This is a genomic window from Dactylosporangium sp. CA-152071 (genome assembly GCF_050936335.1).
Taxonomy (GTDB): Bacteria; Actinomycetota; Actinomycetes; order Mycobacteriales; family Micromonosporaceae; genus Dactylosporangium; species Dactylosporangium maewongense.
Genome location: NZ_JBNJMZ010000002.1, coordinates 2,156,453 through 2,170,685 on the forward strand (window position 1 = coordinate 2,156,453; position 14,233 = coordinate 2,170,685).

General features: G+C 73.1%; 20 protein-coding genes and 1 pseudogene. 11 read left to right on the top strand and 10 right to left on the bottom strand.

From position 1 onward, the window contains the following. Positions 1-101: 101 nt before the first annotated feature. From ACQEVZ_RS49600 to ACQEVZ_RS49620, 5 genes are all read left to right on the top strand, one after another. Positions 102-1,001 (top strand): diacylglycerol/lipid kinase family protein, encoded by a 900-nt coding sequence (locus ACQEVZ_RS49600; protein WP_433381915.1) that lies wholly within the window; start codon positions 102-104, stop codon positions 999-1,001. Next, entirely contained in the window at positions 998-1,795 is a 798-nt protein-coding gene (locus ACQEVZ_RS49605; RefSeq protein WP_433381918.1) for a metallophosphoesterase family protein, read from the top strand. The genes ACQEVZ_RS49600 and ACQEVZ_RS49605 overlap by 4 nt, the downstream gene beginning before the upstream one ends. Before the next feature lie 21 nt (positions 1,796-1,816). Next, positions 1,817-2,767, top strand: a complete 951-nt coding sequence (locus ACQEVZ_RS49610) for a SecDF P1 head subdomain-containing protein (RefSeq protein WP_433381920.1) — start codon at positions 1,817-1,819, stop codon at positions 2,765-2,767. A gap of 9 nt (positions 2,768-2,776) precedes the next feature. Continuing rightward, complete coding sequence (locus ACQEVZ_RS49615) at positions 2,777-3,238, top strand: hypothetical protein (protein ID WP_433381923.1); 462 nt, start codon at positions 2,777-2,779, stop codon at positions 3,236-3,238. A 61-nt stretch (positions 3,239-3,299) separates the two neighbouring features. Then, entirely contained in the window at positions 3,300-3,554 is a 255-nt protein-coding gene (locus ACQEVZ_RS49620) for a diguanylate cyclase domain-containing protein (protein ID WP_433381926.1), read from the top strand. A 16-nt stretch (positions 3,555-3,570) separates the two neighbouring features. Here ACQEVZ_RS49620 and ACQEVZ_RS49625 read toward each other — a convergent pair whose 3' ends face one another. After that, entirely contained in the window at positions 3,571-4,215 is a 645-nt protein-coding gene (locus ACQEVZ_RS49625; protein WP_433381929.1) for a trimeric intracellular cation channel family protein, read from the bottom strand. 180 nt (positions 4,216-4,395) lie between these two features. Here ACQEVZ_RS49625 and ACQEVZ_RS49630 point away from each other — a divergent pair, with 180 nt between their 5' ends. Beyond that, positions 4,396-5,598, top strand: coding sequence for a PQQ-binding-like beta-propeller repeat protein (locus tag ACQEVZ_RS49630; RefSeq protein WP_433381932.1), 1,203 nt, complete (start codon positions 4,396-4,398; stop codon positions 5,596-5,598). A gap of 72 nt (positions 5,599-5,670) precedes the next feature. Here the strand turns inward: ACQEVZ_RS49630 and ACQEVZ_RS49635 are convergent. After that, a pseudogene (locus ACQEVZ_RS49635) lies at positions 5,671-6,435 on the bottom strand (EamA family transporter); the annotation flags it as partial. A gap of 66 nt (positions 6,436-6,501) precedes the next feature. On the opposite strand from ACQEVZ_RS49635, the gene ACQEVZ_RS49640 reads away from it, so the two are divergent. Further along, positions 6,502-7,398 (top strand): LysR family transcriptional regulator, encoded by an 897-nt coding sequence (locus ACQEVZ_RS49640; protein WP_433381935.1) that lies wholly within the window; start codon positions 6,502-6,504, stop codon positions 7,396-7,398. Between the two features lie 28 nt (positions 7,399-7,426). Here the strand turns inward: ACQEVZ_RS49640 and ACQEVZ_RS49645 are convergent, their stop codons facing one another. The 5 genes from ACQEVZ_RS49645 to ACQEVZ_RS49665 all read right to left on the bottom strand — a co-directional run bounded on the left by ACQEVZ_RS49645 (position 7,427) and on the right by ACQEVZ_RS49665 (position 10,106). After that, complete coding sequence (locus tag ACQEVZ_RS49645) at positions 7,427-7,858, bottom strand: cupin domain-containing protein (protein ID WP_344499614.1); 432 nt, start codon at positions 7,856-7,858, stop codon at positions 7,427-7,429. A gap of 35 nt (positions 7,859-7,893) precedes the next feature. Beyond that, complete coding sequence (locus ACQEVZ_RS49650; protein WP_354904440.1) at positions 7,894-8,286, bottom strand: VOC family protein; 393 nt, start codon at positions 8,284-8,286, stop codon at positions 7,894-7,896. Then, complete coding sequence (locus tag ACQEVZ_RS49655) at positions 8,283-8,582, bottom strand: ArsR/SmtB family transcription factor (protein WP_433381940.1); 300 nt, start codon at positions 8,580-8,582, stop codon at positions 8,283-8,285. The genes ACQEVZ_RS49650 and ACQEVZ_RS49655 overlap by 4 nt, the downstream gene beginning before the upstream one ends. A 42-nt stretch (positions 8,583-8,624) precedes the next feature. After that, positions 8,625-9,278 (bottom strand): SIMPL domain-containing protein, encoded by a 654-nt coding sequence (locus ACQEVZ_RS49660; RefSeq protein WP_354904443.1) that lies wholly within the window; start codon positions 9,276-9,278, stop codon positions 8,625-8,627. 276 nt (positions 9,279-9,554) lie between these two features. Then, positions 9,555-10,106, bottom strand: a complete 552-nt coding sequence (locus ACQEVZ_RS49665) for a DUF6939 family protein (protein ID WP_433381944.1) — start codon at positions 10,104-10,106, stop codon at positions 9,555-9,557. A gap of 55 nt (positions 10,107-10,161) precedes the next feature. Here ACQEVZ_RS49665 and ACQEVZ_RS49670 point away from each other — a divergent pair, with 55 nt between their 5' ends. Beyond that, positions 10,162-10,581, top strand: coding sequence for a DUF1810 domain-containing protein (locus ACQEVZ_RS49670; RefSeq protein WP_433381947.1), 420 nt, complete (start codon positions 10,162-10,164; stop codon positions 10,579-10,581). Position 10,582: 1 nt separating this feature from the next. Here ACQEVZ_RS49670 and ACQEVZ_RS49675 read toward each other — a convergent pair whose 3' ends face one another. Then, on the bottom strand, positions 10,583-10,861 hold the full coding sequence (locus ACQEVZ_RS49675; RefSeq protein WP_344499602.1) for a DUF6959 family protein: 279 nt from the start codon (positions 10,859-10,861) through the stop codon (positions 10,583-10,585). 127 nt (positions 10,862-10,988) lie between these two features. Here ACQEVZ_RS49675 and ACQEVZ_RS49680 point away from each other — a divergent pair, with 127 nt between their 5' ends. Both ACQEVZ_RS49680 and ACQEVZ_RS49685 read left to right on the top strand, forming a co-directional pair. Beyond that, positions 10,989-11,360, top strand: coding sequence for a hypothetical protein (locus tag ACQEVZ_RS49680; RefSeq protein WP_433381950.1), 372 nt, complete (start codon positions 10,989-10,991; stop codon positions 11,358-11,360). Between the two features lie 100 nt (positions 11,361-11,460). After that, positions 11,461-11,814, top strand: coding sequence for a hypothetical protein (locus ACQEVZ_RS49685; RefSeq protein ID WP_344499598.1), 354 nt, complete (start codon positions 11,461-11,463; stop codon positions 11,812-11,814). 7 nt (positions 11,815-11,821) lie between these two features. Here the strand turns inward: ACQEVZ_RS49685 and ACQEVZ_RS49690 are convergent, their stop codons facing one another. Together ACQEVZ_RS49690 and ACQEVZ_RS49695 are read right to left on the bottom strand one after the other, a co-directional pair. Continuing rightward, the gene (locus ACQEVZ_RS49690; RefSeq protein ID WP_433381953.1) at positions 11,822-12,430 is read right to left on the bottom strand and encodes an NlpC/P60 family protein; all 609 of its coding nucleotides are present in this window, start codon (positions 12,428-12,430) and stop codon (positions 11,822-11,824) included. A gap of 37 nt (positions 12,431-12,467) precedes the next feature. Further along, positions 12,468-13,571 (bottom strand): acyltransferase family protein, encoded by a 1,104-nt coding sequence (locus ACQEVZ_RS49695; RefSeq protein WP_433381956.1) that lies wholly within the window; start codon positions 13,569-13,571, stop codon positions 12,468-12,470. A gap of 108 nt (positions 13,572-13,679) precedes the next feature. Between ACQEVZ_RS49695 and ACQEVZ_RS49700 the strand changes: the two genes are divergently transcribed. Beyond that, the gene (locus ACQEVZ_RS49700; protein ID WP_433381959.1) at positions 13,680-14,108 is read left to right on the top strand and encodes a hypothetical protein; all 429 of its coding nucleotides are present in this window, start codon (positions 13,680-13,682) and stop codon (positions 14,106-14,108) included. The last annotated feature ends 125 nt before the right edge of the window (positions 14,109-14,233 follow it).

The window sequence follows — 14,233 nt, forward strand, 5'->3', positions numbered from 1 at the left end:
ATTCCGCACGCAAACTGTCAACAGTCCTTATCAATATTCACGAAAGCCAACGGCCACCCGCGCGACAGCGGCCGGCCCGGCAAGGTTCGTACGATCCGCCCGTGGAGCGCGTCGCGGTGGTGTACAACGGCCGGTCCGGGGCGTTCCTGGGCGGCGACCCGCCGGAGGAGCGGCTCGTCCGGCGCTTCGGCGAGTCGGGCGTGACGGCGCAGGTGCGCGCGTTCGCCCCGGAGACCCTCGCCGCCGACGTCGAGAAGCTGCTGAAGGGCGAGCCCGACGCGGTGTTCGTCGCCGGAGGGGACGGCACCGTCCGGGCGGTCGCCGAGCGCATGCTGGGCGGCGAGGTCCCGCTCGGGGTGCTGCCGGCCGGCACGATGAACGTGCTCGCCCGCGACCTCGGCGTGCCGGAGGACCTGGACCGCGCGATCGGGGCGCTCCTGGCGGCGCCGGTCCGCCGGATCGACGTGGCGACGGTGAACGGCGTGCCGTTCCTGTGCAGCTCGACGCTGGCGATGATGCCGCACCTCGGGCGGCTCCGGGAGCACGCGCGCGGGCGGCGCGGCGCCGCCCGCGTGCGGCTGCTCGGGCGCGGTTGGCGGCTGCTGCGGCGGTACCCCCGGCTGCGGCTGACGATCGACGTCGACGGGCGCGTATACGAGGCGCGCACCAGGGCCGTCGTGGTCTCCTGCAACCCTCTCGACGCCGGACCGGCCCCGATGCCGGGCCGGCACCGGCTCGACGCCGGCACGCTCGCCGTCTACGTGACCGAGGACCGGACCGGCTGGGACCTCCTGCGGGTCGCCGGCAAGCTCGTGCGGGGCACCTGGCAGCGGGATCCCGGGGTCCACACGTACATCGGCGAAACCGTGCGCGTGAGGACGCCGGCGCTGGCGATGATGAGCGTCATGAGCGACGGCGAGATCGCCCAGCTGACGGTGCCGCTGCACTACGAGCTCCGGCGGCGCGCGCTCGCCGTGCTCGCCCCGAGGGACCGGCCGTGACGACGATCGCGCAGATCTCCGACCTGCACTTCGGCCGGCACGTCCCGGCCATGGCGCAGGCCGTGCTGGCCGAGCTGCGCGCCGCCGCGCCGGCGCTGGTCGCGGTGTGCGGCGACCTGACCCAGACGGCGAGCGACGCGGAGTTCCGGGCGGTCCGCGCGTTCCTCGACGAGCTGCCCGCCCCGGCGGTCGTCGTCCCCGGCAACCACGACCTGCCCGGCTGGCGGGTGTGGACGCGGTTCGCCCGGCCGTGGCGGTCGTGGCGCCGCCACCTCGGCACCGACCCGGACGGCCTGGTCACCTGGGCCGGCGACGGCGTCACCGCGGTCGGGGTCACCACCGCGCGCCGGTGGGGGCCGCACCACGACTGGTCACGCGGGCGGCTCGACGCCCGGCAGATCGCGGCCGTCGCCGCCGCGTTCGACGGGGCGCCCGGCGGCGACCTGCGGGTGCTCGTCGCGCACCACCCGTTCCTGCTGACCGCCGCCGGGCGCGCCCGCGGCCTGGTCGGACGGTCCGGCTCCGCGCTGCGGCACCTGCGGGGGCGGGCGGACCTGCTGCTTGGCGGGCACGTGCACCTCGCGTACAGCGGCCTCGTCGACGGCCTCGTCGTCGCGCAATCCGGCACCGCGTTCTCCGACCGCCTCAAGGGCGAACCGAACAGCTTCAACCTGATCGAGGCCACCGGCGACCGGCTGACCGTCACGGCACGGCGCTGGTCCGGCGACCGGTTCGAGTCGGGCCGGCACGACGCGTACATCCGCGACAACCACCGATGGAGGACCATCGCTTGATCGACGCTCTAGAGTGTCGGCATGGCGTTGCGGGGTCGGCAGGTGCTCGTGCTGGTCGCGGCGGTGGTGGCGGCCGTCGCCCTCGCCGTCACGGGGATCGTGCTGGTGCTGGCCAAGGTCGGCGGCGGGGCTCCCGTGAGCGTGACCGCGACCGCCACCGGGGACGGCGACCTCGAGGTGACCCGGGCGATGCTCCTGGCCCGGATGAAGGCCGCCAAGCTGCGCGACCCGTCGGTGACCCGCGACGGCGACCGCAAGCTCGTCCTGACCGCCCGCGGCGCCACGGCCGCGCAGCTGAAGGCGCTGACCGCGCCGGGCCGGCTGCATCTCCGGCGGGTCGCCGCGGCCGCCGACGGCTCCGGCGCCGCCACCTCCTCCCTCCCCGCGCCGACGTCGACCCCACCGGTCGCCGCGGCCCTCGGCGACGCCTACACCGCGGCGTCCTCGGTCACCACCGAGCAGGAGGCGCAGGCGCTGCCTGCCTCGGTACGGGCGGCCTTCGCCTCCCTGCCGCCGGCGGACGTCGCGACCCTCCCGGCCCGGATGCGGCTGCTCATCCCCGAGATCCGCTGCGAGCAGCTCTCGGCCCGCCCCGCAGACGTCGCCGGCGAGCCCGTCGTCGCCTGCGAGGGCCCCACCAAGCTGCTGCTGGACCCGGCCACCATCACCGGCGCCGACATCGCCTCGGCCGACGCCGCCCGCTCCGAGCAGGGCATGTGGGTGGTGGTCGCGTCGCTCCGCCCCGACGCGCAGGCCAAGTTCACCAACCTGTCGAAGCAGCTCTTCGACGCCCAGGAGCGCCTCGCCATCGTCCTGGACAACACCGTCGTCTCCGCCCCGCAGATCGCCGGCGTCATCCCCGGCGACGTCCAGGTCACCGGCAACTTCACCGAGTCCGACGCCCGCACCCTCGCCGCCCAGCTCAGCGGCGGCGGCGAACTCCCCGTCACCCTGACCGTCGCCGTGCAGTAGCTTCCCGGCATGGGGATCATGACCGACTACTTCGTGGCCACCGCCGGGCGCGCGGCGGCCGTCGTGGAGCACGGCCCGGCGGGCGAGCCCGACCTGCCGACGCTGGAGATGAAGTGGGTCGAGCCGGCGGTCCTCGGCAGCAGCCTGTGGGCCATCATCGAGGGCGTCCCCGCCGAGGGTGACCGCGTGCCGCTGGACCTGGACCGCTACGACGCCGCGGGCGAGATCGTCGGGGCGGCCGACGGCTACGGACATGGCGTCCTGCGGATCGCCGACGGGTTCGTGCGGGCCCTCGCCGGGCTGGCCGACGACCGCATCCCCGCCGTCGCGGCCGTCTGGTCCAGGTGCGAGGAGTGGATCGGCGACTGGGAGCCGGGCGAGCTCGACGACACCGTCCTCGGCCTGCGCGACCTCGCCCGCGAGGTCACCCGCCCGGACCTGGGGATGTACATGTGGTGGTCCGGACCCTGACCGTCGCCTGACGATTCTGCTCAGGTCGCGGGGGTGCGCTGCCGAGCGGGCGTTCGGCGTCGTGCTGGCCGCCCTGAACTCGCCGGCACAGGCGGACGAGATCGCCGCCCGCCTGGTCGCCCGCGCCGCCGAGCCGGTCCCGTTCGACGGCCGCGACCTCCGCGTGGGGGCCAGCGCCGGCATCGCGCTCGCCCGCGGCCCCGGCCACCCGCTCGACCGGCTGCCCAAGTCCGCCGACGACGCCCTGTACGAGGCGAAGGCCGCGGGCCGCAACCGGGCCCGCCGCGCCAGGACTGCGGTGCCGGAACGGGCGTGAGGCAGGCGGCGCGGGCTCAGCTCGGGTCGGCCGGGGGGCGGCGTTGCCAGGCTCGGGGGGCGGTCCACTTGCGGAGCATCGCGGCGAGGCGGAAGGCGAAGACGAACACGGCCGCGGCCACCGCGACGGGCGGCATGGGCAGGCCTGCCTCGTGGGCGGCGGCAACCGCGACGGCTCCCGCGGCGGCGGGGATCGCGTACAGGTGGGTGTCGGCCTTGACGAGGGCGGGCGTCTCGCGCGCGGTGATGTCGCGCAGCACGCCGCCGCCGACGGCCGTCGTGATGCCCAGCAGGACCGCCTGGATGGGGCCCAGGTCGTGCTCGAACGCCTTCAGGGTGCCGGTGACGCAGAACAGGCCCAGACCGGCGGCGTCGAAGACGAGGACCGTGAACGACAGGCGCTGGGCGTACGGGTGGATGAAGAACGTGACGGCCGCGGCGGCGAGCGGGATGCCGAGGTAGGTGAGGTGCGCGAACGCGGGCGGCGGCGTGTCGCCGATGATGACGTCGCGGAGGATGCCGCCGCCGAGGGCGGTCAGCAACGCCAGGATCACGATGCCGACGACGTCGAACCCCTTGTGGATGGCCATGAGCGCGCCGGAGGTCGCGAACACGTACAGTCCGACGAGCTCCAGGACGGTGACGACGGCACCTGCTGACATGCCGACCAGTGTCGCCGGTGCAGAAGTCGTGGGCGGCACCGACCGGCGGCAGGAGGCTCCCCTGGATGCGGCGTAGTCCATTTCATGCTGTTAAATGCGTGCTTTTCGGACATATTGGAAGTATGTTCGCCTGGTTATGTCGAGCGCTTCCCCCGGTGCGGACCGAGAGGGACCTCCTGCATGACCATGCCATCGCGGCGGCTGACCCGGCTGATGCTCGCCGTCGGCGCCGCCGTCACCGCCGTCACCATCATCGCCACCGGGGCAGCACCGGGCACGGCGGCAGCGGCCGGGCGCGCGGGCGACTGGACGCACGACGGGTTCGACGCCGGGAACAGCGGATACAACCCGTCCGAGACGGTCGTCAACGCCGGCAGCGTCGGCCGGCTCGGGCAGCGCTGGTCGGTGCGGCCCGCCGCCGGGGCGGAAGGGTGCGCGCCCGCGCTGCCGCCGCCGCTGGTCGCCGACGGCCGGGTGTACGTGCTGGACGGCGAGGGCGTCACGGCGCTCGACGCGGCGACCGGCAAGCGGCTGTGGCGGGACCCGAAGCTGTTCGACAGCCTCGACTTCCGGCAGCTCGTCGTCGCCGGCGGCCTGCTCATCGCCACCGGGACGTCGTGCTACGCCAACAGCGACCCCGACGGGCACGTGGTCGCGCTCGACGCCGCGACCGGGGCCCGCCGGTGGAAGCTGACGCAGGAGCCGCCGGTCAACGCGCTCGTCGTCGACGCCGGCACCGTCCTCACGTCCGGGTGGGCCACGGCGACCAACGAGGACACCGTCATCGCGTACGACATCCGCGACGGCCACCGGCGGTGGGACCGCACCGGTGCCGCGCTCGCCGGCCCCGTCTCGTCGGCCGGTCGGGTGCTGCTGCACGACGCGAAGGGCACGACCGCGGTGACCGTGGCCGCGGGGGCGGCGCTGTGGCGGTCGAAGGTGCGGTGGAAGCCCCTGGCGGCGACCGCGGACCGGTTCCTCGCCGTCCCCGACCCGGTCGCGCAGGGCGACCTGGGGGGCCTCGTCGCGATCCGGGCCGGCTCGGGCGGCGTGGCGTGGCAGCGGACCGAGGCGGTGGACTCGGTCGCGACGGACGGGCGGCGGGTCTACGCGGCGAGCGGCGGCAGCGTCACCGCGTTCCACGCCGGGCGGGGTTCGAGGCTCTGGTCGCGGAGCCTGCCGGGCGCGGCGCAGGGTCCCGTGCGGGCGGGCGGCCTGCTGTACGTCACCGTCGAAGGCAGACCGGTCGCGATCCTGTCACCGGTCACGGGCGGGGACGTGCCCGGCGCCGCACGGCTGGAGGGCGCCGTCCAGCACGTCGTCGTCTCCGGCGGCCGGATCTGGACCACCGACGGCACCACCCTGCGCGCCTACAGCCCGTGAGCCGGCCTGCGCGTCCACGCCCTCCGGGGTGCGGGCGCCGGTCCGGGTGGCGCCGACGCCGGCGGTGACCACCAGGGCGACGCCGACGACCGCCACCGGTCCGGGCGCCTGGTGCAGCAGGAGCGCGCCGGCCAGGAGCGCCAACGCCGGCTCGAGGCTCATCAGCGTGCCGAAAGCGCCGGCGGTGAGCTTGCGCAACGCGTACATCTCCAGGCTGAACGGCACGACGCTCAGCAGGACCGCCAGTCCGAGCCCCGCGGCGAGCACGGGCCAGGAGAGGCCGGCGACGACCGCCGGGCCGGCGACGGCGGTGGAGACGAGACCGGCGACGGCGGTGGAGACGGCGAGGCCCGCGTAGCCGCTGACGTGGTCAGCGACGTGCTGGGTCAGCAGGATGTACCCGGCCCAGCACGCGGCGGCCGCCAGGGCGAACGCGACGCCGGCCGGGTCGGTGCCGCCGTGCCACGGCTCTGTCAGCAGCACGACGCCGCCGCCGGCCAGGACGGGCCAGACCAGCGTCGCGCGCCGGCCACGGACCGCCGCCACGCCGAGGGGGCCGAGGAACTCCAGGGCGGCCGCGGTGGCGAGCGGGATCCGCGCGACCGCGGCCATGAACGACAGCATCAGGCAGGCGGTGACGACCCCGAGCGCGACGGTGGCCAGGATGCTGGCGCGGGTGAAGTCCCGCCGCCGCGGCCGCACCAGCACGAGCAGGAGCAGCGCGGCGCAGACGAGGCGCAGGCAGACGGCACCCGACGGGCCGACGCTGTCGAACAGGCCGACCGAGGCGGCCAGCCCGATCTGGATGCAGACCATGGAAGCGATCGCGGCGAACATACCGCGAAGTAGACGGCATCCGGATCGTCCACGTCCACGTGTGATTCGCTGATGTACCGTTCGCGAATGCTGAACAATGACCGCCTGCTGCTGCTGGCGGAGCTGGCCCGGCTCGGCTCCATGCGGGAGGTCGCCGACGAGCTCGGCACCACCACGTCGACGGTGTCGCAACAGCTGGCGGTCCTCGCCAAGGAGGCCGGCACCGCCCTGACCGAGCCCGACGGGCGGCGGGTCCGCCTCACCCCGGCGGGCCGCCGGCTGGCCCGGCACGCGGTGACGATCCTCGCCGCCGTCGAGGCCGCCCGGCTGGACCTGGACCCGTCCGCCGAGCCGGCCGGCACGGTCCGCGTCGCGGGCTTCGCCACCGCGATCCGCCGCTCCCTGCTGCCGATCGTCGCCGCCCTGCCGTCCCGGCATCCCACGCTGCGCGTCCTCATCCACGAGCACGAGCCGGCCGAGGTGCTGCAGCTGCTCGCCGGCGACCGGGTCGACCTCGGCCTCACGTACGACTACAACCTCGCGCCCGCCCCGCTGCCCGACACCGTCGAGGCCACCGCCCTGTGGACCAGCGAGTGGAGCCTCGGCGTGCCCGCGGGCCGCGCCGGCCGCGCCGTTCAGGGCAGCGCGCTGGAGGTGTTCCGGCACTTCGAGGGCACCCACTGGCTCGTCAACTCCCGCAACACCGCCGACGACGACGTGGTCCACACCGTCGCGGCGATGGCCGGCCACACCCCGCTGATCACCCACCGCGCCGACAGCCTCGACCTGGTCCAGGACCTGATCGTCGCCGGCCTCGGCATCGGCCTCCTGCCCGCCGACCAGCCCACGATCCCCGGTGTCACGCTGGTGCCGCTGCGCTCCCCCGACGTGACGATGCGCGCGTTCGCCGTGACCCGCCTCGGCCGCCGAGCCTGGCCACCCCTCGCCGTCCTCCTCGACCTGCTGACCACCCCGGCTCACTGACTCCCGCGGCTCACTGAGAGCCGCTCGATCATCGCGGGTGGCCGGTGGCGCCGTCCTCTTCTCGCAGGGGGTCTTCTCGCAGGGCGTGGCCGGTGGTGCTGTCGACGTGGGCGGGGACCGTGCCGTCGTGGCGGTCGCCGGTGGTGACGGTGCCGGTCGGCTCGAACATGAGGATCGCGCCGCCCGGGGACGACGGGCGGTGCTCGACGCCGCGCGGCACGACGAACGTGTCGCCCTTGTGCAGCCGCACGACCCGCTCGCCGTGCTCGTCGCGGACGGCGACGTCGAACTGCCCGTCGAGCACCAGGAAGAACTCGTCCGTGTGCTCGTGCACGTGCCAGACGTGCTCGCCGAGGGTGTGCGCGATCCGCACGTCGTAGTCGTTGACCCGGGCGACGATCCGCGGGCTGTAGACGTCGTCGAAGGAGGCGAGGGCATCGGTGAGGTTCACGGGCTGCATGCCTCCCATGGTCCTCGCCCCGTCTTGTACGTTCCTTACTGCGCCTGCTGGGCCGCGATCTGGATCAGGTTGCCGCACGTGTCGTCGAACGTGGCGACGGTGACCGGGCCCATCTCCGTCGGCTCCTGGGTGAAGACGACGCCGAGGGCGCGCATCCGCTCGTACTCCTTGTGCACGTCCTCGACGGCGAACGACGTGAACGGGATGCCGTCCTCGTTGAGCGCCGCCCGGAACGGGGCGACGGCCGGGTGGTTCGCCGGCTCGAGGAGCAGCTCGGTGCCGTCGGGGCGCTCCGGCGACACCACGGTCAGCCAGCTGAACTCCCCCATCGGCACGTCGTGCTTCTTCACGAAGCCGAGCACCTCGGTGTAGAACTTCAGCGCCTTGGCCTGGTCGTCGACGAACACGCTCGCCAGGTTGATGATCATGTTTGCTCCGGCTCTCTCGGGATCAGCCACCGCTCGACGATCTCCCGCAGCGGGCGCGTGTCGAGGTGGTGGTACTTGTACCGCCCCTCCCGGCGCGCCACGACCAGCCCGGCCACCTCCAGGAGCTCCAGATGCTGGGAGATCGCCTGGCGCGACGAGCTGATGTGGTGCTTCATGGTGAGGCGGCCGCAGAGTTCGAACAGTGTCTGCCCGTCGCGGTCGGTCAGCTCGTCGACGATCGCGCGGCGGGTCGGATCGGCGAGCGCCTTGAAGACGTCGCCACTCATCTCGCTCATGACCCACTCATAATAGGCAAGCAGCTACTTGCATATCAAGCCTCACAGCACCGTCGGTGCCGTGATCGTGAACCGCGCCTCGACCTCCGCCCGCACCCGCTGCCGCTGCGGATCCAGTTCGAGCGGCGCCGGTCCGCCGTACGACGCCCGCTTCATCGCCCCGGCGTCGTACGCCTGGAACTGCGCGAACGACTCCGAGCCGCGGCTCAGCCCCGGGTCGGACAGCTCGAGGAGGTCGACGACCTGCGCCCCGAGCGCGTCGGCGTACTCCTTGCCCCGGACGATCGCATCGGCGACCGCGTCCCGCCGCACCTCCTTGAACACCGGACTGTCGGGCCGCAGCGACCACACCGGCCCGTGCACGTGCGTCTGGTCCTGGTTCGCGACGGTCAGCAGCATCTCCCCCAGCGCCGCGAAGTCCCTCACCACCACCGTGGTCGACACGCTGCCGGAGTACGCGGTGACCCGCTCACCCTTCTTGCCCATCTCCGGGTGCACGTGCAGCCCGCTGGTCTCCCGCCGCTCGATCCCGTCGCCATACCGGTCGAACAGCCCCCGCAACGCCTCGACCCGCTCCCGCAGCCGCGTCAGCGTCGCCTCCCGATCCTTGTCCCGCGCGACCACCGTCACCGTGAACTCGGCCAACTCGGGGTCGACCTCACGCACCGCTTCACCACGCACCGCAACCACCGTCATCCCGCGAGCCTAACCACCACCCCCAACACCATCAGCCCAAACCAGCGCCCCATGATCCCGTGCGATTCCGGCAGCCAGAGCCGCCAGAACGACTCGGGATCATGAACTAGCGACGCGCTGCGCGGGTGCCGGCGCGGCGCGGGATGCCAAGGGCCAATCTCCCAGAGCCCGCCCTTTCCGTCATCCTCCCTGGTGAAGCGCCGGGTGACCCGGCGCAGGGATTGCCCCGCCAGCCGGCCCCGCTTCGCCCCGCGCGCGGGCACGGGCCGCCAGTCGTCAGGCGGGCCAGTCGTCGAGGACGTAGCGGCGGATGAGGGCCGCGTGGGACAGCGGCGTCGACAGGTCCGTCACGTCGCCGTTGGTCGTGTAGTCGAGCAGCACGACCTCGCCGCCCTCCGCGAGCCGCCGCAGCTCCTCGACCTGCTCGGCCGCCCGGTGCTCCAGCACCCAGCGATACACCGGTAAGTAGATCTGGCGGCGGGCCGTCTCGTAGTCCAGCAGCGCGTCACCCGTCAGGCCGCGCCGGTGCCCGTGGACCTGGCCGAACCGGCGGACCGTCCGCTTCAGCCCGGTCATGCCCGTCGCCGTGAGCTTCGCCGGGTCGACGTCGGCGGTGTCGAACACCTTCAGCGCCTGCCAGATGCCCTCGACCGACGCCCCGTCCGTCCCCGGGCTGAACGGCACCGGAATGCCGCCGTGCGGATAGAACGGGCTGAGCCGCACCCACGGCTGCGGCCCCCGCGACGTCACGTCCAGCACCGTCGCTCCCGGGAACGCCGCCGCCAGCGAGGCCGCGCCCCGCCGCCTGCTCGCCACATGCACCGCCATGGAAACACCCCTCCCCGTCACACGCATCATGCCCCCCGGGTACGACAATTCTGGGATGGATGATCCGTACGACCTGGCCAGGTTCGTGGTCGCGCAGGAGGACAGCTACGACGACGCGCTCGACGAGCTGCGCCGGGGGCGCAAGCGCAGCCACTGGATGTGGTTCGTGTTCCCGCAGGTGGCGGGGCTGGGGTCGAGCCACATGGCGCAGCGCTTCGCGATCTCGTCGCTGGACGAGGCGCGCGCGTACCTGCAGCACCCGGTCCTCGGTCCGCGCCTGCACGAGTGCGCCGAGGCGATGCTCGGTAACACGGAGGCGACCGCGCGGCAGGTCCTCGGTGACATCGACGCGATGAAGCTGCGCTCGTCGATGACCCTGTTCCAGCTCGCCGCGCCGGAGGACAACGTCTTCGCCCGGGTCGTCGACCGCTTCTTCGACGGCGCCCCCGACGCCGAGACGATCCGCCGGGTCTGAGTCAGGCGGGGCGTTCGAAGGGCAGCGGCATGCCGGCGGCGTCCAGGACGCGGACGTACCCGTCGACGATGGCCGCGAGGTGGTTCGCGGCGTAGGACAGCTCCTCCTCCGCGGCGGCGGTGTCGCCGGAGCGCAGCAGGTCCAGGGCGCGCTGCACCTCGCCGGTGAGGACGGACAGCGAGTCACCCTGCACCAGGACGCCGGGGTGGCGGCGGCCGGGCAGTCGTAACACCGCGTAGTTGTGCTGACCCGTCATCATCTCGACCTCGACCCGCGCCACCTCCCGATGGTACGGCCGGCGCACGCCGGAGCAGGGTCGAGGCACTGGCACGTTTCCGGGATTTGTCCGCGTACGGAGTTGCCTACCTTCAATTCCAACAGCACACAGACTTTCCAGGGAGCACACGATGAGCGACTACGACTTCGGCCACGTCGAGACCGGCGAGAACCACGAGGCGCTGGACCAGCTGCACCAGGTCGACGCCAGCGAGCAGAACTACGACTCACAGTTCGGCGTGTACGAGCAGGACCACGCCTCCGCCGAGAGCACCAGCTTCGACCAGGGCCACCACATGTCCTACACCACCCCGGCCGGCGCGCAGTACGAGGAGTCGGACTACACCTCCTACGACCACAGCGCGGCCGAGACGGACCACGTGTTCGCCGCGGAGGGCTCCGAGTCGGCGTCCTCGAGCGAGTTCCACGAGCTCGAGGCCCTGCAGGCCCGCCTGGACAGCGCGTTCGCCTCGTCGACCCAGATCAGCGGCGTCTCGGCGTAACAGCAAGCGAAGCCCCTGGCGTGAGGCCGGCCACCACCACGGTGACCGGCCTTCGCCATGCCCGCGCTTAGGAGGCGCGGCCGGCGGGTATCGCTGACCCATGGCGCAGTATGAGGTCAACGAGGACGCGGTGGCGTACGCGCGGAAGCTGATCGACGCGCGGCAGTACGTGCTGGACAGCGACTGGGGCGCGGCGCAGCCCAAGGCGGCCGACGACAACGCGTTCCTGGAGAAGCACACGTGGGACGAGTACGCGCGGTGGCATCTCGGGCTGACCGTCGGCCCCGGTGAGGAGACGAAGGCGCGCTACGCGTTCGCCTACGGGGACCTGCGGCGGCTGCACCGCACCGGCCTGATCGCCTGCGTGTACCGGGCGTCGGAGTGGCGGCACAAGGAGGTCGAGCTGGCCGCGCACGACCTCCTCCAGTACCTCGACGAGAAGACCGCCAGGTAGCGCGGAGCTACGGCAGGCGGACGAACGCCACCACGTTCTCCGTGCGCGGCAGCGCCTGCAGGTGCACGGAGACGCCCGTGTGGCCGGCGTTCACGACCTGGTTTTCGCCGATGTACAGCATCACGTGGCCGCCGTTGTTGGTGAAGACGAGGTCGCCCGGTTCCAGGGCTTCCCGGGTCACCCGCTGTCCGACTTTGATCTGGTCGTACGTGATGCGCGGCAGCTGCACACCGGCGGCCTGCCAGGCTCGCATGACCAGCCCGGAGCAGTCGAAGGTCTCAGGTCCCGCGGTCGCGAACTTGTACGGCTTGCCGACCTGTGCCTTGGCGTAGGCGATCGCGGTGGCGGCGCGGGCGGCCCGGGTGGAGCCGGTGATCGTCAGCGTCTGACCGATCCTGATCAGAGTCGAGGTGCCGAGGTTGTTGAGCCGCTGCAGGTCGGCGACCGTGGTCCCGTTGCGCCGTGCCAACCCCCATAGCGTGTCTCCCGCCTGTACGACCACCGTCTGCGCGACGGGTTGGGCGGGAGCCGGCGCCGCGTGCGCGACCGCCGCCGGGGCAAGGGCAGCTACGGCCGTGGTGAGGACGGCTGATGCCTTGAGCCAGGGTGCATCCATGCAACGGAACATAACGAGCAATACTCGGAAATGTCCCTCATATCCGAATATTCGCATCAGCGGGCGGGCGGCCGCGTTCGAAGCGGTGGAACGCCGCCCAGCACACCGCGAGCACCACCGCGAACGCCGGTAGCCACAGGATCCGCGCCACCATCCACCCGGGCGTGTCGGGGATCGTGTGCAGGCCGGGGCGGGTACCGTCGACCAGCAGCGACACCGCGATCATCGCCGTCTGATGCCACAGGAACACCGTCATCGCCGACAGGTTCAGCAGCGCGACGCAGGCCCACGCGACCGGCCGGCGCAGCAGCGCCCGGAGCGGCTCGAGCAGCAGCAACGCCAGCCCGCACTGGGCGAGACCGAAGGTGACCGCCGCGAGGGTCGGCGGGTTGAGGTTCGACAGGCCTTCGCCGGGCACCCCGACCATCGACGCGGGGTAGCCGAACCAGCGGATCAGCACCGCCGTCGCCACGGCCCCGCCGGCCAGCAGCGTCCAGCCGGTCCGCCGTACGTCGAGCGCGCCGCGGGACCAGGCCGCACCGAGGCAGAACGGCACCAGCCACCCCGCGGCCAGGTTGACCCAGCCGAGCCACTCGGGTCCGAGCGGCCCGAAGCGCAGCACGTCCACGGCGATCACCACGCTCAGCGGCCACTGCCAGTGCAGCCGCGACACCAGCGGCGCGACGGCGGTCAGCGCGGCGAAGACCAGCAGGAACCACAGCGGCGACAGGACCAGCTTCACCAGCGTGTGCACGGTCCGGTCGGCGGCGCCGGCGGCCAGCATCGCCGCGACGACGACCGCCCACACCCCGAGCAGCGGTGGCACCGGCCGCAGCAGGCGGGTCAGCCGCGCCGCGAGCCACCGGCGGTAGGGCAGCGTCCGCGGCCGGCCGGCGGTGTACCCGCCGACGAGGAAGAACACGGCGAGCGTCTGGAACAGCCAGGACACGGGTGCCAGGTCGGGCATGAACCGCAGCGGGCTGGCGCCGCGCACCACGCCACCGTCGGTGACCAGCGCCGTCACCATCCAGTGGCCGAGCACGACCCCGCCGATCGCGAGGGCGCGCAGCCCGTCGACCGCGCGGTCACGGGTCGGCGGGGTCCTGTCTTCCAAGCGCTGCGCAAGGGCGAGCAAAGCCATGCGGCGACGCTACGGTCGGCACACCCGCACCGTCGTCACGCTGCGGGACTGCATCGCAGTACCACCCCGGTACTACATCGCTGGACGGCGTCCGGTACCAAGGTGGGCATGAATCGTCTCTGGTGGTGGTGCGGCGGGGTCGTCGGCGCGGTCGTCCTGGTGACCGGATACCTGATCGCGACCGACTTCCCTGCCCGGTCCGACGCGCTCGCGGCGCACCAGCCCGGCACGTGTGGGCTGCTGACCGCCGGCGCGAACGCCCCTTACGGTGTGGTCGCCTCCTGCATGATGCTCGGCCGGCGCACCCCGCCGGGCGGCGACCCCGACGGCACCGTGTTCGTCGTGCTGGAGACCGACCGCGGGCCGGTCGCGCTGCGCGTCGAGTACAACGGCGAGGGCGACGCGTACACCGCCGACGCCGTGGAGATCCCGGCCTATCTCGCGCCCGGCATCTCCGGCGACCTCGGCAACCGCATCAAGGACGGCATCAACCAGCGGGGTGGCCTGCGCGCCGAGCCGTGGCGGGTGCACGGCTGAGCACCGGTGCCGGGGCGGGGGCTTGCCGGCCGTGTCGGCCGGGGCCCGAGACCCAGGCCCAAAGACCTAGAGGCCGGCGAGCCCAAGGCCCGAGGCCGCGACCCACCCGCCCGTGCCAGGCTGAA